The organism is Haloarcula quadrata, assembly GCF_003634715.1.
GTDB lineage: Archaea > Halobacteriota > Halobacteria > Halobacteriales > Haloarculaceae > Haloarcula > Haloarcula marismortui.
Genome location: NZ_RBWW01000001.1, coordinates 2141005 through 2166077 on the forward strand (window position 1 = coordinate 2141005; position 25073 = coordinate 2166077).

Genomic DNA, 25073 nt, shown 5'->3' on the forward strand with positions numbered 1-25073 from the left:
CTGAACGAGTCCAGTGGACGCCTGGATCGCACGTACACACGGTTTCATACTCGCCCCCAAGGTGGAGATGGTGGGCGAATTGACCCTTCCCAGGCTCGGTTTTACCCGGCCTGGTGCATCTGTCGTCGTATCACATTCGAACGCCGTCCCACACTTAAGGGGACGGATTTCGAAGCGATACGGAGTACGGACCCGTCGGGAGTTGCACCCGACATCCCCGTGAGGGGATATCCGCCTCGGATAGGTCTTGTGAGCCCAGCGGGCCCATGCAGTAGTCGGTGCTTACCGACTCGCGGTGACTTGTGGTCACCAGTCAGTGTAGGTGGGTCAGGGCAGAGCCCTGATCCCGGTCAGTAGGAGGTGATCCAGCCGCAGATTCCTCTACGGCTACCTTGTTACGACTTAAGCCCCCTTGCGGAGCCCAGATTCGACCGTCGCATGACGGCCTCATCCGGACCCCACTCGGGTGCTTTGACGGGCGGTGTGTGCAAGGAGCAGGGACGTATTCACCGCGCGCTTCTGACACGCGATTACTACCGAATCCAGCTTCATGCGGGCGGGTTTCAGCCCGCAATCCGAACTACGACTACGTTTGGAGATTAGCTTCGCCTCTCGGCGTTGCATCCCACTGTCATAGCCATTGTAGCCCGCGTGTTGCCCGGTCCATTCGGGGCATACTGACCTACCGTTGCCCATTCCTTCCTCCATTTTAGCAATGGCAGTCCTCCTAGTGTACCCAACCACCGCAGGGGTGTTGCTGGCAACTAGAAGTGTGGGTCTCGCTCGTTGCCTGACTTAACAGGACGCCTCACGGTACGAGCTGACGGCGGCCATGCACCTCCTCTCAGTAGCGTCGAGTAAAGTCGTCAACCTGACTGTCATTACTACTGTCGGGACCGGTGAGATGTCCGGCGTTGAGTCCAATTAAACCGCAGGCTCCTCCGGTTGTGGTGCTCCCCCGCCAATTCCTTTAAGTTTCATCCTTGCGGACGTACTTCCCAGGCGGCTCGCTTATCGTCTTCACTGCGGCACATCACGTGCTCATGGCGCGTGACATACCTAGCGAGCATTGTTTACAGCCAGGACTACCCGGGTATCTAATCCGGTTCGAGACCCTGGCTTTCGTCCCTCACTGTCGGGTCCGGTCTCTCAACGTGGTTTCCCCATTGGTGGTCCGTCCAGGATTACAGGATTTCACTCCTACCCCGGACGTACCCGTTGAGTCTCTCGGCCCCAAGCTGTGTAGTTTCCACCGGACGCCGACCAGTTGAGCTGGTCGATTTCCCAATGGACTTACACAGCAAGCTACGGACGCTTTAGGCCCAATAATATCGGCCATCACTTGGACTGCCGGTATTACCGCGGCGGCTGGCACCGGTCTTGCCCAGTCCTTGTTCCTGTACCACCTTACGGTTCAGAAAAGCGAGGGCTATATGCCCTCACACTCGGAGTCCCCCTATCGCACTGTCGTGCAGTGTAAAGGTTTCGCGCCTGCTGCGCCCCGTAGGGCCCGGTATCTTGTCTCAGATACCGTCTCCAGGCTCTTGCTCTCACAACCTGTACCGATTATCGGCATGGTGGGCCGTTACCCCGCCATCTACCTAATCGGCCGCAGCCACATCCTACAGCGCCGGAACGTTTCTCACTCTCGACACTCCAGTCTGAGAGTGATATCCGCTATTGGCCTCAGTTTCCCGAGGTTATCGCGGTCTGTAGGGTAGTTTGGCCACGTGTTACTGAGCTATATGCTACGAGTCTAAACTCGTGCAACTAGCATGGCTGAATCGGACTCCGATAGCAATGGCCTCCGGCAGGATCAACCGGAATGTGCTGATATACATCAGCGGCGGAAGTGGTTGCACTCCGTCGGAAGCTAACACACTGGTTCCTACACCAGTGTTGACTACTGCATGGGTCCGTGGGCTCACATCAGATTCCATCTTAACGGCGGACCGCAGGGGTGGAATCCTCATAGGGTGGATCTCGCAGGCCCCAGAGGGGAAGGCGAGATCCTCTCGTAGCTCAAGCCGACCCAGGTGGTCGACCGAGCGTGTCGACCCGGGCTCGCTGCCCGGTGCGACCTTCGCATTAGTTCAGAAGACGGGGGAACATATAAATGAATCGTCTCACACCCGCCCTGTATAGGACACACACGACGCATACGTAACGTGATGGCGTGACACGCATAATCGCAAGACAGCGCCAGTCTGTCTATCATCCAATGTGTATTTGTTCTTGAATCCTGACATGGGTTTCAATGACCGGAGGTCAGAAAGCCATTATATATCAATTGGAAGGGGTACAGACCTGACGGTAGACAGTCGTAGTATACCAGACACTATGACGAAACAGGCGTCAGGAGACGCAGGAAGACAGCAGTCAGAACAGGGGCCCGCCGGGGTTGTGATAGAGAACTATCTCAGGTCGTTGTGAACCAGGACGCGGGTACAGTGGTAAAATTAGGCGGTCAGCGAGTCAATGTGGCCTTCCGAACGGAGCTGGTCGGCGTCTTGCCCCTTGTAGCGCCATTCGATGTTGGCCTTCTCGTCTTGCCAGTCCCACGGTTCGGCGAGAACGATGTCATCCTCGTTAATCCAGGTCCGGAACTTCATCCGACCTGGAATCCGGCCGAGTCGGGTTTCGCCGTCCTCACAGCGAATGCGGACGTGGTTCCCGCCAAGGTGCTCTGTTACCACTGCAAACATCTCGTCGTTTGTAGGCATGCGGAGATTCCGCCGCCCTGAATCGTCGCTCACAGCATAAATACGGTCGCCTCCCGTATAAGTCGTTTGAGAGGCGGGATAGCGTGTACCATGGATCCGACACAACGGCCGTACCACGGCAAGAGCTGACCAATAGCTATCGGAAGCAGTGAAACGATAAGAACGGACTGGCGACAGTGCGTTGATTCAGTCGGCAGTCAGGGCCTGTGGCTCGTCGGCTTCCTCGGCCATCGCATCCGTCAGTCCGGACGCGAGCGCAAAGACCCCTTCTTTGTGGTCTGTCTTCGATTTGTGGATTGATGTCGGTTTGACACCAAGGTCAGCGTAGAGATCGTGCTCAACGCTTGTGTCCGCCTCGTGCTCGTAGTGGTGTTGTACCTGTGCGAGAAGACTGTGAAGGTGAATGAGTTCTTGCTTCTTCATTAGTATCCAATCTTATGGAGTGAAGGGTAATAGTACTACCTTGCCAATGACCCACACGTAATGCTCATTCAGATGCAACACTCACCAATCTCAGTTGCAAAAATAGAGTTGTCTACCGGCGCAGTACCGTTTACGTCTTGTGCTTTCGGTTACAGATAGTAATATTCTTCTTTCAGGCCCTAATATTAAATGTAACGGCGGAAACTTTGTCGTGTCAATTATCACTCAATACTGGTTAACGGAATTGAGTGGGCTACTGACCTGCGAAGCGCTCTCAATCATGAAAAACCACGACAATATATTAGTTATCGAACACTTCATGACTGCTGAGCACGTACCTATAGTCGTAATGAACTGGAAGCACCCACGAGACAAGACTGCGGCTATGGCGAAACAAGAAGAAGCAAATAGCGGGACGGAGTGGTCATTCATCGCGGCGCTGATGACTGTTGCATAACGGCTTTCTCACCGCTCAGGACTGAAATCCCATAGCGACAGATCTATGCACCGCGTACAGGCCGTTAGGTAACGGTACGGATATCAACCGTTGTGTTGTGGACGACAGCGCGGCTGATGCCTGTACACTGGTACGTGTGTGGTTCCGAGTGGCCCGACCAGTTTGGTAGTTCCTGCTCAAATAGACGGTGCCACGCATCCGGGTACGCAGTCTCCGAGACGTTGATCAAGACGGTTGTCGCGGACGGTGGCTTGCCAGCCTGGGGCGAAACGAGCGTCTTATTCTGGACAGCAGTCTCGATTGTGACGCGACTCGACGAGGAGAAGTCCGTCTGTCCGTCAAGCGAAAGGACGGAGAGGTATGCACTGCTGCTATCAGGGGTACACCGGAAACTGGGTTTCCGTGAGACGACCAGTCCCTCCTGCTGGACCCGATACACTGCACCGCTGGTGTAGACGATATCCGTCTCGGAGTCAGTCTCCCGGATGAACGCTCCGGTCGAGATATTCGTTGACCGTCCGTCAACAGTTACGTTCAGCGTTGACGACCGGATGGAGAGCCCGTGGCCCTGGAGTTTCATACTCGTGGTCCGTCGTGGGGCATCGCCCTGGATGTGGTCATCTGTAGTCTCCGCGAACCCGATCATCGACGTTTCGGCGACATCAGTTGTTGCCCCCTGTTGGATAGCGTCGAACGCACCGAGCCCACCGAGCGTCACCAGCGCAATGCCAGTGATGATGATACTGAACGTAAGCGTAAACGCAAGCAGATCGGACACGCCACGGTCGTGACTGTCTGGGATTGACAGTGGCGATGTCATCCGCGTGTCACCTCCATGCAGTCGGCCGTCGCATTGTACGAGACGGCTAGTGGCCCGCTGGAAACGACAGATGTGCAGACATTAGTTTCATTTTCGAATCGGACGACAGCGTACCGATTCAGTCCTGATGCATTCACGTACACGCGCGTGCGCGAAGTATCTGGAGAGACCTCGACATTGTACGACTGGTCAGCGATCCGCTCCGGATACGTCGCACGAAACGACACCGTCGAATTGAGGCTCTCAGTGTTGAACGCATCCAGACGAACCAGGTCGCGCGCGATACCATCGCCGACGTTCTTTAGGGCTTCTTCGGTCACTCGCTCACGCTGTGAATCGACCATCTGGCTCCCGCCGATGAGGAGACCAGTCACCAGCAGCGACGTGATACCGATAGTGAGCGCCTGCGTGACCGCGGGCGAGACGCCGCGGCTGTCAGACAGGAGGCAGTCGAGGTTCATCCGTTCTCCACCTCCACCAGAACTGTTCGATTGTAACTCGCAGACGGTGTGTCGTAGGTCACATCTATAGCAGGGACGACGGGATACGGGTCGACAGAATCGTAGCTGGTACCCGGAAAGTCACCAATAGCCGCGAACCGGTATGTTCCCTCGGCCTTCTGTCCTTTTATCACATTAATGTCGTACGGCGGTTTGGTTACGTCACTGAATGTTCTGAAACCACTCCCTTTGTTACACGTTCCAGCAACGAGATCGACCTCTAAGGTATTTCCAGGTCCAGAATTCGGGGCTGAACAGGCAACAGTAGGAGACATCGGAGTGCTATCCCGAACGGTTATAGTTTTATTTTTGGGACTAGTCCCATTGAGCGAAACCTCTAACGACCACCAGTTACCGTCGGCCCCTTCCACGGTAATGTTAAATGGTTTTCCGCTGTCATGTCCTTTGGTGAAAGTAAAGTTGAACACAGCGATACGAGTGACGTTCTTAGCCACAACCCACTCTTTCGGCTTCGGGCCTCCGTTCGGGTCGTCAATATCCTTGGACGAAGGCTGTTGCGTTTCATTACCGAGCGACGCCGACTCGTTCAGCGTCGCGTTCAGATAGGCCCCCCCGCTGCCTCCGACGACGCGATTGTGCGTCTCCGTATAGTTCTGAAGCGCGTTCTCGTATCGCGCCTCAAATTCATCGAGGTCATCGCCCCGCGTTTCGGCCGCAAGCCGTCCGAGATCACGTTCAACGGAGGCTTCGCGGTCAGCCGACCGTTCAATAGTATCCGCACTGCCGGTGGTCGTGATGCCGTCAGTGACGGCGAGACTGTGGGCAAACAGTATCGTACTGAACACGACGATAGCGATGGCGACGCCACCGATCAACAGCAGTTGTCCGCGCTCGTTGGCTACCATACGACCAGACGCACCTCCACAACGTTGTAGACGATAGAGTCAGGCTCCGCGTCGGGAGCAAAATACCCGCCGACCGCCGAGAGAGGCGGGCCGGTACCGCTGCAGTCGCCGATTCGGGCGGGCATATTGTCGGTCAGGGTCACCGTTTCGGTTGCGACAGCTGCATCAGCCGGCCGCTCAGCGACGTTCTCATCTGATTCCTGCGAGGCAAGAACTGTCTGGCGCACGCCTGAATCCGAGTAACTGAAGTAGAGATTGTACTGTTCTCCCTGACGGTCGAAAGTACGGTTCAACATCCGCTCGAACTCGGTTGAGCTGCCCGTCTGGTTACCGTTGAGTGTCGGTGTGCCGACGCTGTAACACGCCGTCGCGTTGTGCAGCGCGCCGGTTTCTGCCGCCAGTGATAGCGTGTCGCTTGCGCGGGTTTCCAGTGCCGCGGTTCGTTGCTGGGCGCCGGTCTGGAACGGGCCGGTGTCGACTGCCGACAGGCCGTAAACGGTCGCGGTCACAACGACAATAGCCGCGAGAACGCCTTCCAAGGTGTAGGCTTGGCCACGCATCGTTACCACACCCTCACGACAAGCCAGCAGACCGGGTCGCACTGGCCGGTTGCGTTGGTCAGTTTCACTACGCGGGACGCCGTCGCAACGTTGTCTCTATCGGCGACATCAGGCCCCCAAGCGAGCCGCTGGTCGTGGTCATCAACTGCCGGGTCCCGTGTTCCTGCTTTGAGCGATGACGCGTTGACCACACTTACATTGAGTGTGGCGTTTGTCCGGCGTTGTGTTGCGGTGTCGAGACCGGCACTCGATTTCAGGTCGCCAAGCGTTCCGCCGTGCTTGGCTATGTCATTGTTGAGGGACTCGTTGATCCCACCGCTCGTGTTGTATCGAATGAGGTTCCGTGTCCCCTCAACCGAGTGGTTTTCAACAAGGTACGTCGCCGCTCTGTCCGCAATTGGTTGGTTACGCTGTACGTCTGGGGATTCGTACACGCCGACCGCACTATCCTGTACGAAGGCCAATACCCCGATTATCGTCACGAGCAGGACACTCACCCCCACGGCGAAGTCCTGCGGTGTTTGTGCTCTTGAATCCATATCCCACACACCCTATTTATTATCTGATACGTCCGCTGTCGAACCGCGAGTGAGGCGCTAACCCACGGCGATCCACACCACCAGTGCAATCGTCGACAGGACGACTGCAAACTTGACGCCTGCGACGAGCTTCACTTCCCGAATGTAGCCGGCGATAAACGACGACAGCAACGCCTGCAGCGTCACTGCATGGAAGAACAGCATCGACAGCAGTTCCGTGTCGACACTGCCGCCGAAGCCGCCACCGGGCGCGCTCGAACTGCTTGACCCGGAGGCCTGCGTCGCCAGCCCCGACATCACATCAAGGAACTGTGTCTTTAGCAACGCCATCACGCCGAGCAGCGTCAGGTAGGTCATCAGGATGATGACCGTCTGCATCCGCGTCCGGGATTTGCGCTCCCGTTCGATGTCGTCCTGATTCTCCGAGGCCTGCGCGGCCGTCGAGAGCACGTCCTGAATCTGGCTGGAGGCTTCCTGTGCCTCCGCGATGAGCTTGACCGTCCGCGCCAGTCGTGGGACGTTGTACTTGTTGTTGAATTCTCGAAGCGCGTCTTTCAGGCTCGTTCCGTAGTTGACCTTTGCGTGGATGGTCTCGAACTCGTCGGAAAGCTTTCCGGAAGACGTCTCGGAGACCACCTTGACCGACTCTAGCAACGTCATCCCGGTGTCGTTGGCCGATGCAAGCTTCCGGAGGTTTTCCGAGAGTTTCCCGATGATTGCCTTCCGCGAGCGCTGGTTCCACTCGTAGAAGATCATCAGCGGGATGAAGTTGAGGTACATCGGGACGTACACCCAGAAGAACGTCGAACGAACCGGGACAGCGATCATCCCGTCTAGCGATAACGGGGCCCAGCCGATGACGATAGCCGCGATAACAGCGAGAATTGACAGTGGAACCGTCAGCCACAGCACCAACAGGGGATGGTCACGGAAGAACAGGTCAGGCCGTGTGAGGATGGCGAGAAGTTCGTGAGTTCCCTCCCGACTCTTGATCCGGTCGAAGACGCTGTAAGTCCCCGTGTAGCTCTCGATGAGCCCGAGGTTGAACACGCCGACGCCCTCATCGACGACGAGTTCCTTCTCGCCGGGGCTCGAGCGCAGATAGCCGTCCCCGATTGAGTCCTGCGTGACAGTCGAAACGAGGACGAGAAAGCCCAGGCCGGTCAGGGGAATCAACCCGTACACAGTCCCATAAATAAGCGACTGCTGTGCGTTCCCCATCATCGACATGATGACCAGAATGATAATGAGAAGCAGTGGAAACAGCGAGAGCGTCATGTACATCTCGCCGAACAGCTCCAGCGTCTCCAGCATCTTCTCCTGTTCCTGCCGGGCGGTTCGCATGTGCTTTTCCTTCTGGTCTTCGAGGAAAGAGGTCATGTCACCGCCGGAATTGATGATAGAAAGCATATCCGTCAGGAACTGTGACAGTTCGTCTGAGGGCGTCTGCAGCGCCTGGTTCCGGACAGCGGTCCGGTAGTCGGTATCGAAATACTCCGTCTCCAGTACGATAGACTGGAACTCTTTTGCGACTTCACCGTACGTGTCTTCGGCTTTCCCCATCGACTGCAGGATTTCGAGTTGGTTGAGCCCACCCACGGACAGCGCATACATGAACGAAATTGAGTCGGACAACAAGACGTTGATTTCGCGCTCACGCGCGCTCGAACGGAAATACGGAATCGAGACCAGCGACCCGAAGCCGATACCGAACCCGATGGCACCGAAGACGAAGCCGGTCACGATGACGAGGAATGGGAGTTTCAGCACGGCGAGAATCTCTGAGACGCTCTCAGACACTGGAATCCCGATGAGCGTCGGCGCTTCTCCACTGGCAAACAACAACTGGACCAGCAGATACCCGAGGAACGTGCCGACGAGCCACAGCGCTAGACCCGCGATGACACCGACCGCGAGTGCGCGTGCGAGGAACATCTCTACGTTGTCGGCCATCCGGGCCTCCGCGAGTTTGTTCTCGACACTGCTGACGAAGTCGCCCTCGTCGTCGAACACCATCTGGTACGCCGGGTAGAACGTGTCGCCGAGCGCACCGCCGCTGCCGACCTGTTGCTGACCCGGTGTGTCGAGGCTCAGTCGATCACATCGGGTTAGAGGAAGCGTCTACTTGGGAAGAGTGTGGAAGCCACCCAAGCAGACAGCGAGATAGAAGAAGAGCACCTGCTTAATTTTGTCGTCAATAGTCTTGACGAGGAACTTTCATTAGATCTCGGCGAGAATGTCAAGGTCACGGCAGAGACGCTCTATGAGGTCCTCGCCGGCGCCAGCGCCGGCGGGACCTCGATCAATCACGTCTGCGAAACGACTGACGACTCACCACACGCTAATACCGTCCGTGGACATCTCACCGATCAGTTTGAACTGGATTCGGTTGAATCGGTTGGAGACACGCTGCTTCAACGAGATACGCTTGAGACACTTCCAGATCGACCGGTGGAGGTCTGCGCAGACCTCCACCTCGATCCCTACTACGGTGATGAGGACGAAACCGAGGCTCTGTACTCCTCACAGGCCAAGCGTGGAACAACGACGTTTCACGCCTATGCAACGCTCTACGTGCGCGTACGCAACAAGCGATACACGCTGGCGGTTCGCCAGCTCGTTGCTGGCGAAACCACCAGCGATGTCCTCGGTGAGTTTCTTGAACTCCTTGACGGCCTTGACCTCGGCGTCAAGGCCGTCTACCTTGATCGAGGTTTCTACAACAGCACCTGTCTCAAGCTGCTGTACGCGCACAATTACGCCTATGTGATGCCGATCGTCAAGTGGGGTGAGACGATTCAAAACAAACTCAGCAAAGGCTGGAGCCGCGAGATCGAACACGATCTCGCTGGCGAGGTGGAGTTCCCTGTGTTCATCGACTGCGTGTACCAGCAGGGACGGTACGACGAACACGGGGTGGCGCGTCACGGCTACGCCGCTGACGCGCCCTTTATCGACACGCCACGAGATGCACGAGATCACTACAGCAAGCGCTTCGGCATCGAATCAAGCTACCGATTAGCCAAGCAGAGCCTCGCTTTCACTAGTTCTCAGGATGCTGGACTACGGTTGGTAATGTTTGTAGTGAGCCTACTGCTTCAGAACAGCTGGCGATATCTCCACTGGAGGTACGTGGCGGCGCCCCGCCGTGGGGGGCGCCGCCTCTTGCAGTGGTCGTTCACGGAGTTTTGCGAAATGACGCTTCGCGCAGCTTGGACAGCACTTGGTGTCCGCAGGTCTGTTCCAGCGAATCAACCACTTGACGGCCGGTTCTTCCGGTAGCTGTCCATCGGGCCGGACGGCGGTCGTCAGTGGTGACACTGTCGCGTCGGCGGCAGTCCGCCGCCGACAGCGACGGTCCATCCCGAAAATCATGCTCACCAGCGGTTCGAAGATGCTCCACAGCTAGTTCGGTTTAGTTCACCGTAATCAAACGGGGTTACGCGGCTGTCGATGTGATCGACTGAGGCTCATTCGCTATCTGCCTCCGCACCGGCTTTCGGAACGAACTGACCGAAGTCGATGCTGTCTTCGTCAGCGCTCTCCTCGGAATCGTCCATCAACGCTGAGACAATGTCCGGCGTTTCGCGGCTCTTGTAGGTGTTAAACAGTGGCTGGGCGTTGTCAAGCACCTGCTTTGTCTCCTCGACCATTTCCGGCGGCGCGTCCGGCCGGGGCACCATTTCCTCTTTTTCGGGGTCGATATCGATCTTGACAGATTCCATCTCTCGGAGGTCCTCGAGTGACAGTTCGAGCTGGTCGTTGGCGATGAGCGTGAGGATGGTGTCGGGGTCATCAATAAACGCCTGGATGGTCGCCGCAACCTGCGTGTAGGTGTTGAGCCCCTTCTCGATGAGATATGCGAGGACGACTTTGCGCTTGAACAGCTCTTCGTCGAGTTTTTCTTGGGTCCACCCACGGTCGAACTTGATCTCTTCAAGCGTGTTCGAGTTCCCCATCTGGATGTACTCATCCGTCTCGGCGCGCCACTCGTACACGTCCCGGACGTTGATCTCATCGTTCTCCGCGGAGTACTCGTTAATTTCGGTCAGGGACTTGTTTCGGCGAACCTTGTTGCCGTCGACCCGCGTCTGGGTCTGAATCGACACCAGATCAAGCGCGGTAAACAGCGTCTTCGAGACGTTGATCGGTTCGGTGGTGAACCGCTTGATGACCTCACCGACCGAGTCGGCGTGGAACGTGGTGTAGGTGGTGTGCCCGGTCGACATGACCTGGAACAGCGTCCGACCTTCTTCACCGCGGATCTCACCCATGACAATGTAGTCCGGACGCTGACGGAGTGCGGCTTCCAGCAGGTCGAACTCGTCGACGTCACCCTTGTCGTCTTCACCAAAGGAAGGGCGCGTAACGCTTGCCACCCAGTTTCGCTGTGGCAGTTCGACCTCACGCGTGTCCTCGATGGAGACGATCTTGGAGTTCGATGGGATGAACAGCGAGACGGCGTTCAGGCTTGTCGTCTTCCCCGAGGCAGTACCGCCGGCGAAGATGAGGCTCTTGTTGTTCTCGATACAGAGCCAGAGGAACGCCATCTCGTCCAGCGAAAACGTGTTCCAGTTGATGAGGTCGATAGGGGTAAAGGGGACGTCCTTGAACTGCCGGATAGTGTAGTTCGTCCCGTGGTCGGACACTTCCCTACCCAGTGTCAGCTGGGCACGCGACCCGTCCGGGAGCGTCGCATCGACCTGTGGCTGGCGCTTCGAGATACCCTTCCCGGACCGCTGTGCGAGCTTCACGACGAAGTCGTCGAGTTCCCCTTTTCCGTGTTCGACGTTCGAGATGATCTGCTCGTAGTCAGTGTGATAGACGAACACCCGGGAGTTGTACCCGTCACAGGAGATATCTTCCACGTTGATATCGTGTTTGACGCCGTCGATGCGGGCATAGCCGACGAAGTCCCGCTTGAGCATATACAGCAGCTTCTCGACCTGATACTCGTTTAGCTTCGGTTCGTCGTCTTCGAGGATAGCCGGCTCAGGCCGTGTCGAAATGCCGGAGAGTTGTCCCGTCGTTTCACTTTGTGTTTCCTCATCCAGCCCGAACAGTTCCTTGACCTGTCCGAGAACGCTCTCTTCACCACGGCTGGAGACTGAGCCGTCGTAGAGGTCATACCGCGAGAGGAGCTGTTCGGCCTCCCGCTGGATGACCTGTGCCCGGTCAGCATCAGTCCCCTGAACGATCACGTCGTCCTCGGAGTACTTGATCGCGGTCTTGAGTTTGCCCGAGAGGAACTCCCGAAGGTCGATCTCAATATCGGTGAGATACGGCTCAATGACGTAGTACTTCTTCTCGTTCTCTTTCCGTGAGTGGAAGATGATAACGCAGGCGTAGGGTTTGTTGACCCAGTACCGTTCCAGTTCGTTGAAATGTGATTTCTTCGACTGGGGAACAGCTTTTTCGAGGTCGTAGCGGTTGACGACGGTCGTGTGGCCGTCCCGTGTCGAGAAGAACTCGTCTTCGTCCAGCTCCGGGTTCACGTCAACGGTGTTTTCATCGACATACTCGTGCAGTTCACTGGCGATGTCTTCGGCGGCGGACAGTTTGTTTTCCGTGTGTTCAGAGTCGAAGTGCAGATACTCACTTGCATCAAACGGAATAACTTCGCCGTCACTGTCACGGGGGAGACTGCCGTCCTCGTAATAGTACTCCTGTTTGAAATGCTCCCACGTGTAGATGTCTTTCGCGACTGGTGTCGTAGTTGGGTCGAGATACTCTTCGAACGGCGCTTGCAGTGTTTTCCCGGCACTCGCCGCGTCTTCGAGTCGCTGACTGAGTTCTCTCGGCTCGAAGCCGAGGTACACGCTCCGGTCGAACCGCCCCCCATCGTGTACCTCTCGCCGGAGATCATCCCACGTGTATTCGCCGACCCGTACAGGCTCGTCAGTCAGATTCCCCCCACTGTTGACCTGTTCTGACTCACCTCCCCCAGTATCATCGATAGCCATTGTTATTTATCTCCCGTTAGGCAGGAAAAAAGTTTATCCCCACCAAATGTCGATGAAAAAGAAGTTCCGGTTGTTCGTATCACGGTCTCCTTACGGTAGTAAGTGGACCATACTGAATGTTTCGCCGATCCTAGTTGTCAATTAAGGAATGACTCAATCCGGGCCATTGCTTCCTTGAGATCGTCGAGACCCGTCGCGTATGACACTCGGAGATGGCCCGACCCGCCCTCCCCGAACGCGGTTCCGGGGACAACCGCGACCCGTTTTTCCTGAAGGAGACTCTCGGCGAACTCACCGGCATCGTCCCAGGGACATTCCGGGAACGCGTAGAACGCTCCGGCCGCCGGGAAGCAGTCCAGCCCCATCTCTTCGAAGCGCGTGAGGACGTACTTCCGCCGGCGGTCGTACTGAGCGGCCATGTCCGTGACCTCGTCGCGGCAGTTGTCGAGCGCCTCGATAGCGGCGTGCTGAGCCGTCGTCGGGGCCGAAAGCATCGAGTACTGATGGATTCGGTTCATCGCCTCGACAGCCTCCGGCGGTGCCATCGCGTATCCCAGTCTGAACCCCGTCATCGCAAAGGCCTTCGAGAAGCCGTTGAACACGACGGTCCGCTCACGCATCCCGGGGAGGGTAGCAATAGACGTGTGGTCGTGTTCGTACGTGAGATCGGCGTAGATCTCGTCGGCGAACACGAGGAGGTCGTTTTCGCGGCAAAAGGCCGAAACATCCGCCATCTCCTCGGCCGTCATCGTCGCTCCGGTCGGATTGTTCGGGAAGCAATATACGAGCGCGTCGGCCTCCGCCGCACCGGACGATTCCAGCACCTCTTGGGTGAGTTTGAACTCATCTTCCGCGCGCGTCGGAACGTCGATAACGTCGATACCAGCGAACGTCGCACCGGGGACGTACGAGACGTAGCACGGCTGGGCGATAGCGATCGAATCGCCGGGGTTTAGCAGTGCCCGAAAAGCGAGATCCAGACCCTCGCTCGCACCCGCCGTGACGAGGATTTCCTCATCGGGGTCGTACTGCAGGTTGTGCGTCGCCGCTTCGTAGTCCGCGATGCGCTCCCGGAGCTCCCGTTTCCCGCGATTGGCGGTGTAGGAGGTCTGGCCGCGTTCGAGCGACGCAATAGCGGCTTCACGGGCCGACCACGGGGCCGAGAAGTCCGGTTCGCCGACCCCGAGCGAGATGATGTCGTCCATCTCCTCGGCCAGTTCGAAGAACCGACGGATGCCTGATGGCGGCACGCTGTCGACTCTGTCCGCTGCTTCGAATGTCATGGTGAGACGGACAGGCGGTCGTCGTCGTCGTGGTCGTCGAACTCCATCCCCTGCTCCTTGTACGACTCCATGATGTAGTGGGTTACCGTCTGCGTGATCTCGGGGATCGGCGCGATTTTGTCGCTGATGAAATGCGACACTTCGCGCATCGAATCGCCCTCAACCTCCAGATCGAAGTCGTAGTCGCCGCTGACGAGGCGTAGCGAAGTCACTTCCGGGAACTTCGCGATCCGGTCGGAGATGTCGTCGTAGCTGGTCTCACGGTCCAGCGTGACGTTGAGTTCGACGGTAGCGCGGACGCGCTCCTCGTCGTTCTCGACCGCGTTCCAGTCGACGACTGCCTGATAGCCGCGAATGATGCCTGCCTCCTCGAATTCGTCGATAATCTCGGCTACCTCGCTCTCGGAGTAATCGGTCAACCGAGCGATGTCCTCGGTCGTGTAGCGAGCGTTCTCCCGTAGCAGGTCGAGTATCTCGCGGCGACTGCTCATACAGTGCCAGCAGAGTGACGCGGACAAAAGCCTTGCTCAATAGTGAGAGAGCGTCACATCATTCGGTCGGGAATGCACCAGACGGTTTTAATATCTCTGCTGGTTATATATCGCTTAATGTTCGAAGAGGGTGGCCAGCGGGCTGATTCTGACACTGGATGGGCACATGTCGCGAATCACGACAAGGCGGCAACAGTTATTGACACGATACTCCGCCTGGACGTGGACGAGACGTACACGAAAACAGCCCTGAGTGAGGAAGCTGGCGTGCCGCTGAAGACGCTATACCTTGACGGGACGCTCGAAGAGCTAGTGACGGTCGGGCTGCTGGAAAAGCACGAAGCGGATGGCGAAGAGACGTTGTTCTCGGTCGATGACGGGAGCGCAGCGTTCGAGGCAGCGAAGGCCTTCGATACTGCGGCAGCGACATCCAGCGACGTGGACAGTTGATCGAAAAACGGCTGTCACAGAAGGCAGCCTAGCGTCCGTGGACTTTTGACGGCGACAGCCGTAGTGGAAGGCGATGGTTTCACTCGATTCGGAGTCCGACGTGCTCGGACGTGGGGACGAAGCACCGACGTTCGAACTGCCGGGGGCCGACGGGGCGACGTACTCACTGTCGGATTTCGCGGACAAGGACGCACTACTAATTGTATTTACGTGCAACCACTGTCCATACGCGAAAGCGAAGATAGACGAGCTAAATCGCCTCGCGACAGAATACGACGACCTCGCTGTCGTCGGGATTAATGCCAACGACCCCGAGGAATACCCCGACGACTCGTTCGAGCGGATGCAGGAACTCGTCGAGCGCGGAGAGATACAGTACGACGCGTATCTATTCGACGAGTCACAAAATATCGCAGCCGCGTACGGTGCCCGCTGTACCCCCGACCCGTTCTTGTTCCGGAACGACAATGGGGCGTTCAAACTGGCGTACCACGGCCGCCTTGACGACGCGCCAAACCCGGACGACGAACCGAGCGAGCGGGAGATGGCTACACACGTCGAAACGTTGCTGGATGGCGACCAGATTACGGCGGTCGAGAAACCATCCAGAGGGTGCTCGATAAAGTGGAAGCCCGGTAACAAACCCGCGTACTGGGACGTTTAATCGGGATGGCCCGGCGTGGGCAAGACAACCGAGACAAATGCGTTGCCCGTGCTGAGATGGTGACCCAGTAGACGCACTAGTTATAACTTCAATCGTATCTACGGGAACCTTAGGTAGTGGTTAGGTGTCAGTAGGCATACAGTATAAGAAACTCAGCACCGAGGTGAAGACGGTCGTCAACGAGATGCTCGACGACCAGTCAACTGAAGCCAGTTCTGGAAACCCGGGCGTCGATACCTGCTGTTAGATTTCGTCCAGAGATTCGAACCCGCTCCAGCACTCGCAGTCGAGGTCGTCGATGGACGTGACTTCGTCCGGAAGTGAACTTATCGGCATCCCATCATCAAACTCATCACACTCCTCGATATGAATAGAAAAGTCGCTACTCGACATGACTGGCATAGACAGTGATACGGCATCGTACCGCAAAAATCCTCGGACTTGAGACGGTATAGAATAGGCACTAAAGCCTAGTTGTATAGAGAGAGCCGAGACGAGCACTGTTTCGTATTCGAGTGGCGCTTATCAAAAGTTACCGTATGTCAAGGGAACGCTTATTTGTTGATGGCTTTATGGTTCCAGATACGATACAGTACGCAATGAACTCCGGGAGTGGGACAGTTGACCAGCCTCTGAAAGAGGCTGCGTCCGTATTGGTGTTGGCACGCAATGCAAGCGACGCCGAACGAGAGGGGTGTGCCGGGTTTCTGGCTGAGCAGGAGGTCAGTAAGTCGAAGGCGATCTGTGTCACAGTGTCCGAATCCCCCGATTCGCGCCTCTCGCTGTGGCAGCAGCACCTCGACGACGAGATGCCCGAAGAGGCGATCATCGTCGACGCCGGCAGCGAGTTACCGGCTACCTCACAGGCAGCAGCGTCTGGTGCGTTTCCTTCATTGACGCTTGATACCCTTCCCGCAACAGTGGCGCCGATAGACATCAGCGCGACCGTCTCTCGCCATCTCGGTCGGTTGGAGCAGGAAGATACACCGCTGCTTCTGTGCCTGCATTCGCTTACTGGGTTGCTTGAGTCCTGGGAGCGTGACCGCGTCATCGCGCTGGTGACGGCGTTGAACCGACAATGTGCCGAGATGGGCGTCTCGAGCCACCACCACATGGACCCAGAGGCCCATACGGAGGAGACAGTCGAGATGTTTCGGCCGCTGTATGATGTCGTGTACGAGTATCTCCCGGACCACGGCTGGACCGTCACGGCGTCGCAAGACGCAGAAGAGACGCCGACGTTTCGAGACACCGTCACCCCACCCGGCGGCGTCAAGAAGGGCGACCCGGAGGAGCCCGAAACGATTCCGATACCCTACTCGTTTGACCAGGTACTGGAACTGATCTCCGCTCCGCGGCGGCGCAGTCTCCTGTATCACCTGAAAGACCGGTCTGAAACCGAGGTCCCACTGGACGACCTCGTCGACCGCGTCTACGAACGCGAAAAGGCTATTCCAGCCAGAACGACGCCAAAATCACGCGATGAAGTGGGCGTGTCGCTGGCACACAATCACCTTCCGCGGCTGGACGATCTGGGGATTCTCTCGTACGAGACAGCTGATAATACTGTTGAGTACTACGCCAATCCCGCGCTGGAGTCCGTGATTCAGTACGTCGAACGCCTCGAACTCGGCTAGTTCCGGTCCGGACCCACTCGTTTATGTTGCCGCTACCGGCATAGCCTGACATGGACGAAACCCCGCTCCCGGAAGTGACAGAGCAGTTCGCTCGCACACTGGCGCCAGCCAGCGATGCAATTATCGATGAGATGGACGCCAGAGCCGACCGAGAGGGATTCCCGACGGTCGGTCCCGCAGTCGGCGGGTGGCTCCGCCTCGTCGCCCGGATGGTCGACGCCGACCGTGTCTTCGAGTTCGGCTCCGGCTTCGGCTACTCGGCGTACTGGATGGCACCCGCTGTGTCCGACGATGGACAGATTGTCCTGACGGAGATCGACGCCGACGAACTCGAGGATGCCCGCGAGTTCCTCGACCGCGGCGGGTTCGCCGACCTGGCCGCCTTCGAGCACGGTGACGCAATCGAAATCGTCGAGAACTACGACGGCCCGTTCGACGTCGTGCTTATTGATAACGAGAAACACCGCTATGCAGAGGCCTTCGAGGCTGTCCGGGCAAAGGTGCCGGTCGGTGGGGCCGTGGTCGCTGACAACATGATCGAGGCCGGGCCGCTGGAATTTGCAGATGTACGGGCGTTGCTGGCTGGCGAGGACATCGACGCCAACGAAACGAGTCGCGGTATCGCCGCGTATCTCAAACGCGTCGGCAGCGACCCGGCGTTCGAGACCGGGCTGCTACCGCTCGGTGAGGGCGTCGCTGTGAGCGTCCGGGTGGAGTGAGCAAGCGGCAGCAACACGCTCCGATTCTCGCCGACGAAAATGCGGGTGCATAGCTTATGTATGAGGGCACACAACTCAGCGGCAACGCTGGTCCTAACGAATGAGTCTGATGATAGATATTCGGAAGCTCGGGTTGTTCAATCAGATGGCTAAAGAGGGCGGCAACACCGTTGCGAACCACCTCAGCCAGATGACAGGGATGGAGACGGAGATGGAGATCACGAAGATCAACTTCATCGATATCCCGGATATCAAAACGCACGTCGGCGACGAGAAGCAGATCGGTATCAGTATCGAAATGGTGGAAAAGCCCCACGGGCACATCCTGTTCCTGTTCAACGCCGCCAGTGCAAAGGACCTCGCCACCGGGATGATCGGCGATATGGGTGAGACGGACCCCAACGCGAACGGCTTCACCGACATGGAACGCTCGGCGATTCAGGAGATCGGCAACATCATGACCAGCGGCTTCATCGACGGCTGGGCAAACGTTCTCGATACCACCATCGACATCTCCACGCCGAACTTCACGTTCGGCCCGGGGAGCGGGATGGTGGACCAGCTCGTCGGCGACCGGGACAACGAGATGGCGCTGATGTTCGACTCCCGCGTCCACGCACTGGAGTCCGACATCAACGTGAAGGTGTACACATTTCCGGAACTCGAAGAGCTGGTCGACCTGATGCAGGAAATCGAAGTGTAAGCGGTCCGAACTTATTCTGGCGGCGGGAACTGCGGATGAACTCCTTGTCCCTCATGAAAGATTTAGCAGTGTTTCTTGTACCGTGGGCCCTTGCGTCATGATATGCCAGGAGGCAGCCCGCAAACTCTACGACCGTTCTTGTGGCGTGCAGAAACACTGTATCCGGACACAGAGGTCGTCTCTCGTACCCACGAGGGCATCGTCCGCCACGACTACGCCGAATATGCCGAACGGACGGCACAGTTAGCGAACGCGATCGAAGAAGCCGGCTACGGCGACGGTGAACGGCTCGGGACGTTCTGCTGGAACCACAGCCGTCACTTCGAGACGTACTTCGGGGTACCCGGAACCGGTGCGCAGCTGCACACTATCAATCCGCTCCTGCCCGACGAACACATCCAGTATATCGTCAGCGACGCACAGGACGAACTCATTTTCGTCGACGAATCGCTCCTGCCGAAACTCGAAGGCGCTGCAACAGCGGACCCAGAGTCCTTCGAAACGGTCGAGCAGTTCATCGTAATGAGCGACTCCGTCCCGGAGACAGAGCTTGATGCCGTTGCCTACGAGTCGTTCATCGCCGACCAGCCGACGGAGTACGACTGGCCCGAGCTGGAGGAGGACCGCGCTGCCGGCCTCTGTTACACGTCCGGCACGACCGGGCGACCAAAAGGCGTCGAGTACACCCAGCAAATGCTGTGGAGCCACACGATGGCGATTCAATCGCCACAGGGAATTCCACTCGACGACGACGACGTGATGATGCCCGTCGTCCCGATGTTCCACGTCAACGCGTGGGGACTCCCCTTCTCAGCAACTGCAGGCGGGGCCAAACACGTTTACCCCGGCCCACAGCCGGAGCCTGCGGACCTCGCGAAGCTCATCGAAGAAGAGGACGTCACCGTCACCGCCGGCGTCCCGACCGTCTGGCTGGGACTGATGGAGTACATCAAAGAGAACGACGTCGACCTCTCGTCGCTTGAGCGCCTCATCGTCGGCGGAAGCGCCGCACCGGAAGCGATGATCCGGTTCTTCGACGACCGCGACGTGGAACTCGTCCACGCCTGGGGAATGACCGAGACGGCCCCGGTGGGTGCGGTGGCGTCCCTGCGGAGCGACCTAGAGGACGCTGACTACCAGACGCAACTGGACAAACGCTCGAAACAGGGACTCATCACGCCCGGACTGGAGTTCCGTGTCATCGACGACAACGGCGACGAGGTCCCACATAACGGCGAGGACTTCGGCGAACTCCACATCCGCGGGCCGTGGGTGACGACAGAATACTTCAAGCGTCCGGAAGCGAACGAGCAGGAGTTCGAGGACGGCTATCTGAAGACTGGTGACGTGGTGTCCGTCGATGAGGACGGCTACATCAAGATCGTCGACCGGGCGAAAGACGTTATCAAGAGCGGCGGAGAGTGGATCTCCTCGCTCGAACTGGAAAACGAACTGATCGCCCACGACGACGTGAACGAAGCGGCAGTCATCGGTGTCCCGCACGAGCGCTGGCAGGAACGCCCACTTGCGATGATCGTTCCGACGGCCGATGCCGACGAGGAGACGCTTGGTGATGAACTCCGTGAGTACATCCTCGAGTCCTACCCCAAGTGGTGGGTCCCGGACAACTTCGTCACCATCGACGAGGTTCCGAAGACGGCAACCGGAAAGTTCGACAAAAAGTCGCTCCGTGACGAGTACGCCGACGAATCGCTCGTCGAAGGTCGCGTCCCCGACGACGCCGCGCCGGAATAGGGGAGTTGGCGCGTTTTCAGCCGCTCAGTAGCGTTACTGAACGCCAGTGACGAGATTCCGGACTTCGGTCCGATAGGTTTCGGGCTGGAGTCCGAGGTCGACATCGACGGTGACTGTGATGCCGTCGCTCAGGTCGTTTTCGACGACCTGCTCGAAGTTCTGTGCCGGGTACGCGCCCCCGGAAATGACGACGAAGTCGCCGTGGTGCCAGACGGCGAACATCGCCGAGATGTCGATGTCGCTGGCTGGTATCTCGACGGCCTCGTCCTCGGTCACGTCGAAGGAAATCCCTTCGAATGGGTACACGGCGGACAGTTCCACCGTCTCAGCTGTCTCTCCGGTGTCGATATCGATTGTCCCCTCGCCGGATTTCTCGATGTCGGTCAGCCCCTGCGCTTCCATCTGCTGTTCGAAGCTGTCGCGGGCGTTTGTTTTGACTTCCGCCAGCAGTTCCTCGCGCCCCACGCCAGCCGGAAGATTGTCCAGATTGGGGCTGAAATCCACTCGGGTGGCGAAAAACACGGAGAGTGCAGTCTGAACCTGGTCAAGAGTACGGTCGGCGACACGCTCCTGTAGCTGTTCGTCGACGTACTGAACCGTACTGGAGACGGCCTCGACCGAAACCGGGCCGTAGCTCCGGTCGAATACTGTTTCCGAGGACTGGGCCGTTTGCGTCCAGCCACCGTCGTTCAGTTGCGCTGTCGGAACGTCCGGTGGCGGTGCCTCGGCTGCGGCCAGAAACGAACACCCCGCAAGCCCGGCAGTTCCAAGGGTGGCTCCGGCGAGCAAGTAGTCTCGACGATTCATGTCCGAGGAAGGCTACAGCCATGGAAAAGCGTGCTGGCCGATTATCAGGAGTTTCCCAGAAACAACTACGACGGTGTTTGGCAGAGTTCCACGGAGTATATGAGTACACAAACCATGATAATCACTATGGACCTGCTATCCGAGAAACTCGTTCCGGAGCACGCGCACGAGGTCAAGGAGGAGGCTCGGGAGTTCGCCGCGGAGCACATCGAGCCAGTCGCGGGTGAGTACTACGCGTCCGGGGAGTACCCCTGGGACGTGCTCGAAGCGGCGACGGAGGCCGGGCTCGTCGCACAGGATATCGGCGAAGAGTGGGGCGGGAGCGGCTACGACCTCCAGCAGATGCTTGCGATGGCAGAGGAGCTGTACAAAGCCGACGCAGGAATCGCGCTGACGATCCAGCTCGCCAGCTTCGGGGCAGAAATCGTCGAGGACCACGGCGCGGACTGGCAGAAAGAGGAGTTCCTCAAGCCCGTCGCTGCCGGCGACCAGCTTACCGGTCTCGCCGTCTCTGAACCGGAAACGGGGAGCGACCTTGCTGGGATGACGACGGCCGCTGAGAAAGATGGTGACGAGTGGGTAATTAACGGCGAAAAATACTGGATCGGCAACGGTGTCGAGGCGGACTGGGTGACGCTGTACGCCAAGACTGGTGACGACCCGAACGACCGCTACGGGAACTACTCGATGTTTATCGTCCCGACGGACGCCGACGGCTACCACGCCGAGCACATCCCCGAAAAAATGGGCTTCCGGGCGTCCAAGCAGGCCCACATCGTGCTTGACGACTGCCGGATTCCGGAGGAGAATCTGGTCGGCGTCGAAGGGGCCGGCTTCTATATGCTCGCCGAGTTCTTCAATCACGGCCGCGTCGTCGTCGGCGGACACGGTCTCGGGCTGGCCGCCGCAGCCATCGAGGAAGCCTGGGAGTTCGTCCATGACCGCGAAGCCTTCGGCAAGACCGTCGACGAGTTCCAGGCGGTCCAGCACAAGCTGGCCGATATGCAACTCAGCCTCCAGTCCGCCCGGACCCTCACCTGGCACGCGGCCGAACGCGTCGCCAATCAGGAGAACTCCGGCTACTGGGCCGCACTAGCAAAGACCAACGCGACCGAAGCCGCAATGGACTGTGCGGAGAAGGGGATGCAACTCCACGGTGGGCGGTCCGTGCTGACGGAGAACCGCATTTCCCGCGTGTATCGCGATGTTCGGATTCCGGTTATCTACGAGGGAGCCAACGACATCCAGCGGAACCTCATCTACAAGCAGGCTCCGATGTAACGGAAAGAGTAGCGGTCACTGTCGATTGATTGCGTCGCAAACGGCGTGTTTTTCGCGGGAACACCACCCTTCGAGTGTTCTTTAGAGGAGCGTGGCTGGCCAGCTATCACTCCAGCGGCTGTTCACGACTGGACAGCCTGTACAGCCCGGATATACCAACCAGACAGGGATTACGCTACTGTACGAAGTCCATGCGAGTGATACTGAGTCGGTACACCACCCTACAAGTGTTCTATCACCACCCTGCGAGTGTTTCCAGTTCGAGTACAGCCAGACCAGAATGGTGAACACGTGTTCACACACCACCCTGCAAGTGTTCGCACGGAAGGTGTGCAAGCGTCTGAATCTACGAAAACACCACGCTGCAAGTGTTTTTGTAGCGTTGTTCCGAGTTCCGATTCGCCCTTGCACACCACCGTGCAAGTGTTTCACGTACTGCTTGAGATGTGTGAGAGTATGCTGATACACCACCCTGCAAGTGTTCCAAAAGGCCGTTTTGGGCGGTTTTCCCGTCGGATCGGGTTCACACCACCCTGCAAGTGTTTTCGAAACGGAATACGTAGGGTCGTGGTGGAACCGGACGGACACACCGGTCTGCAAGTGTTCTACACACTGCAGCGGGGAACAGATACCAGATAACCGCCTGTTTGCACCCCCTTTCACTGCCTACTGTGGGGACACACACCACCCTGCAACTGTTCTGGACGCCACAATAGTTAGACCGCCGCTGAACACACACACACACCACCGTGCAAGTGTTCTGCCGTGTGAGCCGACGGGGGGTGGCTACGTGAACTGCCAGAGGTTCTGTTGCTCGTCGTCAGTAGTGTCCGGTGCCTCGAACTCAGTCGCCTCGTCTTCCAGATAATGTTCGAGAATCCCGTTGACGTTACTCGGCACAGCATCGCTGTAGGAGGACTGGAGTGCAGCCTTGATGATGTCGGTCGGGTCATCAGTGACTTCATAAATATATTTGCGTCCGCCCTTGCGGCCAAGGTTGCGTTCCGCAGAACGGACCAGTCCCTGCATTGAGAGCTGGTCAAGGAACTCGTATATCTTCCGCTCGGATTTCACGCGGCGACCGCTCGACTCCGCGATAGAGGAATAGAGATTGTAGATCCGTTTTGTCGACGCCTCGTGTTTCGGCTCGATGAGTGCAAGCGTCGTGGCGAGATAGGTCAATGCTTGTTGTGAACTCAGATCGTGCTCGAAGTAATCCAGCAGTTCATCGGTTTCGATGGTGTCCGTCGCCCGCCGTGTATGTGCCTCCGTTACACCCTCTGCACCCTCCATCCGCGCGTACTCCCCGGCCTTTTCGAGGATTCGGAGTCCCTGCCGAACGTCACCGCGTTCCTGTGCAGAGAAGGCTGCTGCCAGCGGGACGACATCTTCGCCGAGCACGTCCTCCCGAAACGCGATGTCGGCGTAGTAGCCAAGAATATCTCGAAGTTCAGTCGCGTCATATGGGCCGAACTTGATCTCTCGCTCCCCCAGCGTCGATTTCACCTTGGGTTCCAGTACGTCGACGAACTTGAGGTCGTTTGAGATACCGATAAGTCCAACCTTCGCATCGGTGATCGGCGTGTTCTCGTTCGCTTCGGCCCGCGGCAGTTCGTAGAGAAAGTCGTTCCGTGCATCCGCAGGAATGTTGTCGATCTCGTCCAGAATGATAAGCACGTTCCCGCCCACAGCCTCTATCTCTTCGTAGAGGAACTCGAAGACGCTGTCAGTGCTGTAGCCGCTCTCCGGGAGCTGGTTCTCGGGATCCCGGAACTCGTTGACGAGCGTATTTACCAGTGCATACGCCGACCGGTAGTTCCGGCAGTTAATCGGACCGACAACGGTGAGCGGGATATCCTCAGCCTCGGCTTTCTCTTCGAGTTTGTCTCGTACCCACTTTGTAACAGCAGTTTTGCCGACTCCTGTTGGACCATAGACGAAGACGTTGTTGGGGTCGTGGCCGACAATGACATCCTGAAGTGCGTTGATGTAGAATTCGATTTCCTCGTCGCGGTGAAAGATCGTATCCGGCGTGAACGTGTCTTTTTTCAGTGGTTGTTTTCGTTCGAAGATCGAATCAGTCCCGTCGAACGGGTTCTCGTTCACGTCGACCATCGTATTCCACCTTTTGAGTGGCTCTATATAAAACCAGTGACCACCGTTCAAGTGTTTCAAGTGTTTTCACGCCGAACAGTCACACACCACCCTGCAAGTGTTTCTCCGCTCCCACTCGAAAACAGTTACGAGCGGCCTGCTACACCGATACCTGACTTAACACACTTGATTCCTGCGATTCTTCATTCTCTAGTCAATGACTAGATATGGAACTAGGGATTAGTTTATATCTTATGGTATATGCAATATAGCCTGGTTACTGTTGAATAGCACAGTCTATAGAATCTACGTCGGAAGGGGTCTGTAACGGCTAAGTC

The 25073-nt window shown here is 57.6% G+C and carries 22 protein-coding genes and 1 rRNA gene; 8 read left to right on the forward strand and 15 right to left on the reverse strand.

Annotated features, from left to right (window positions below; genetic code table 11):
• Window positions 1-355 precede the first annotated feature (355 nt).
• The 9 genes from BDK61_RS10900 to BDK61_RS10945 all read right to left on the reverse strand — a co-directional run bounded on the left by BDK61_RS10900 (window position 356) and on the right by BDK61_RS10945 (window position 8982).
• Window positions 356-1827: ribosomal RNA gene (locus tag BDK61_RS10900) — 16S ribosomal RNA — on the reverse strand.
• Between the two features lie 632 nt (window positions 1828-2459).
• A complete protein-coding gene (locus BDK61_RS10905) occupies window positions 2460-2756 on the reverse strand; it encodes a translation initiation factor eIF-1A (RefSeq protein ID WP_049909223.1) in 297 nt (98 codons plus the stop codon).
• A 153-nt stretch (window positions 2757-2909) separates the two neighbouring features.
• Window positions 2910-3146, reverse strand: coding sequence for a UPF0058 family protein (locus tag BDK61_RS10910; protein WP_004956601.1), 237 nt, complete (start codon window positions 3144-3146; stop codon window positions 2910-2912).
• Between the two features lie 521 nt (window positions 3147-3667).
• Window positions 3668-4423 (reverse strand): DUF7289 family protein, encoded by a 756-nt coding sequence (locus tag BDK61_RS10920; protein WP_121303242.1) that lies wholly within the window; start codon window positions 4421-4423, stop codon window positions 3668-3670.
• Entirely contained in the window at window positions 4420-4884 is a 465-nt protein-coding gene (locus tag BDK61_RS10925) for a DUF7266 family protein (protein WP_121303243.1), read from the reverse strand. Before BDK61_RS10925 ends, BDK61_RS10920 begins: the two co-directional genes overlap by 4 nt.
• A complete protein-coding gene (locus tag BDK61_RS10930; protein ID WP_121303244.1) occupies window positions 4881-5789 on the reverse strand; it encodes a hypothetical protein in 909 nt (302 codons plus the stop codon). The genes BDK61_RS10925 and BDK61_RS10930 overlap by 4 nt, the downstream gene beginning before the upstream one ends.
• Window positions 5783-6349 (reverse strand): DUF7288 family protein, encoded by a 567-nt coding sequence (locus tag BDK61_RS10935; protein WP_011223519.1) that lies wholly within the window; start codon window positions 6347-6349, stop codon window positions 5783-5785. Before BDK61_RS10935 ends, BDK61_RS10930 begins: the two co-directional genes overlap by 7 nt.
• A gap of 2 nt (window positions 6350-6351) precedes the next feature.
• Entirely contained in the window at window positions 6352-6888 is a 537-nt protein-coding gene (locus BDK61_RS10940; RefSeq protein ID WP_121303245.1) for a DUF7287 family protein, read from the reverse strand.
• 57 nt (window positions 6889-6945) lie between these two features.
• Complete coding sequence (locus tag BDK61_RS10945; RefSeq protein WP_121303246.1) at window positions 6946-8982, reverse strand: type II secretion system F family protein; 2037 nt, start codon at window positions 8980-8982, stop codon at window positions 6946-6948.
• A 42-nt stretch (window positions 8983-9024) separates the two neighbouring features.
• Here BDK61_RS10945 and BDK61_RS10950 point away from each other — a divergent pair, with 42 nt between their 5' ends.
• Window positions 9025-10170 (forward strand): ISH3 family transposase, encoded by a 1146-nt coding sequence (locus BDK61_RS10950; protein WP_121302812.1) that lies wholly within the window; start codon window positions 9025-9027, stop codon window positions 10168-10170.
• Between the two features lie 188 nt (window positions 10171-10358).
• Here BDK61_RS10950 and BDK61_RS10960 read toward each other — a convergent pair whose 3' ends face one another.
• The 3 genes from BDK61_RS10960 to BDK61_RS10970 form a co-directional block, all read right to left on the reverse strand.
• Window positions 10359-12851: a type II/IV secretion system ATPase subunit gene (locus BDK61_RS10960; protein ID WP_121303247.1), complete on the reverse strand. Its 2493-nt coding sequence runs from the start codon at window positions 12849-12851 to the stop codon at window positions 10359-10361.
• Between the two features lie 137 nt (window positions 12852-12988).
• Complete coding sequence (locus BDK61_RS10965; protein ID WP_121303248.1) at window positions 12989-14134, reverse strand: pyridoxal phosphate-dependent aminotransferase; 1146 nt, start codon at window positions 14132-14134, stop codon at window positions 12989-12991.
• Complete coding sequence (locus tag BDK61_RS10970; protein WP_004956629.1) at window positions 14131-14625, reverse strand: Lrp/AsnC family transcriptional regulator; 495 nt, start codon at window positions 14623-14625, stop codon at window positions 14131-14133. Before BDK61_RS10970 ends, BDK61_RS10965 begins: the two co-directional genes overlap by 4 nt.
• Before the next feature lie 117 nt (window positions 14626-14742).
• On the opposite strand from BDK61_RS10970, the gene BDK61_RS10975 reads away from it, so the two are divergent.
• Window positions 14743-15075 (forward strand): hypothetical protein, encoded by a 333-nt coding sequence (locus BDK61_RS10975; RefSeq protein ID WP_121303249.1) that lies wholly within the window; start codon window positions 14743-14745, stop codon window positions 15073-15075.
• A gap of 73 nt (window positions 15076-15148) precedes the next feature.
• Window positions 15149-15739 carry a thioredoxin family protein gene (locus BDK61_RS10980; RefSeq protein WP_121303250.1) on the forward strand — a complete coding sequence of 197 codons (591 nt, stop codon included), beginning with the start codon at window positions 15149-15151 and terminating at the stop codon, window positions 15737-15739.
• A gap of 243 nt (window positions 15740-15982) precedes the next feature.
• On the opposite strand, the gene BDK61_RS23410 is transcribed toward BDK61_RS10980, so the two are convergent.
• Window positions 15983-16141, reverse strand: coding sequence for a hypothetical protein (locus tag BDK61_RS23410; RefSeq protein WP_004956641.1), 159 nt, complete (start codon window positions 16139-16141; stop codon window positions 15983-15985).
• Window positions 16142-16338: 197 nt separating this feature from the next.
• Between BDK61_RS23410 and BDK61_RS10985 the strand changes: the two genes are divergently transcribed.
• The 4 genes from BDK61_RS10985 (at window position 16339) to BDK61_RS11000 (ending at window position 20553) form a co-directional block, all read left to right on the forward strand.
• Entirely contained in the window at window positions 16339-17376 is a 1038-nt protein-coding gene (locus BDK61_RS10985; RefSeq protein ID WP_007188898.1) for a DUF7504 family protein, read from the forward strand.
• A 50-nt stretch (window positions 17377-17426) separates the two neighbouring features.
• On the forward strand, window positions 17427-18095 hold the full coding sequence (locus BDK61_RS10990; RefSeq protein ID WP_007188899.1) for an O-methyltransferase: 669 nt from the start codon (window positions 17427-17429) through the stop codon (window positions 18093-18095).
• Window positions 18096-18195: 100 nt separating this feature from the next.
• A complete protein-coding gene (locus BDK61_RS10995; RefSeq protein WP_011223526.1) occupies window positions 18196-18798 on the forward strand; it encodes a chemotaxis protein CheC in 603 nt (200 codons plus the stop codon).
• 102 nt (window positions 18799-18900) lie between these two features.
• Complete coding sequence (locus tag BDK61_RS11000) at window positions 18901-20553, forward strand: long-chain fatty acid--CoA ligase (RefSeq protein WP_007188900.1); 1653 nt, start codon at window positions 18901-18903, stop codon at window positions 20551-20553.
• A gap of 33 nt (window positions 20554-20586) precedes the next feature.
• Here BDK61_RS11000 and BDK61_RS11005 read toward each other — a convergent pair whose 3' ends face one another.
• Window positions 20587-21360, reverse strand: a complete 774-nt coding sequence (locus tag BDK61_RS11005) for a DUF6517 family protein (protein WP_004956656.1) — start codon at window positions 21358-21360, stop codon at window positions 20587-20589.
• 126 nt (window positions 21361-21486) lie between these two features.
• Between BDK61_RS11005 and BDK61_RS11010 the strand changes: the two genes are divergently transcribed.
• Window positions 21487-22641 (forward strand): acyl-CoA dehydrogenase family protein, encoded by a 1155-nt coding sequence (locus tag BDK61_RS11010; RefSeq protein ID WP_004956660.1) that lies wholly within the window; start codon window positions 21487-21489, stop codon window positions 22639-22641.
• 786 nt (window positions 22642-23427) lie between these two features.
• Here the strand turns inward: BDK61_RS11010 and BDK61_RS11015 are convergent.
• Window positions 23428-24756 carry a Cdc6/Cdc18 family protein gene (locus BDK61_RS11015; protein ID WP_121303251.1) on the reverse strand — a complete coding sequence of 443 codons (1329 nt, stop codon included), beginning with the start codon at window positions 24754-24756 and terminating at the stop codon, window positions 23428-23430.
• Window positions 24757-25073 lie beyond the last annotated feature (317 nt).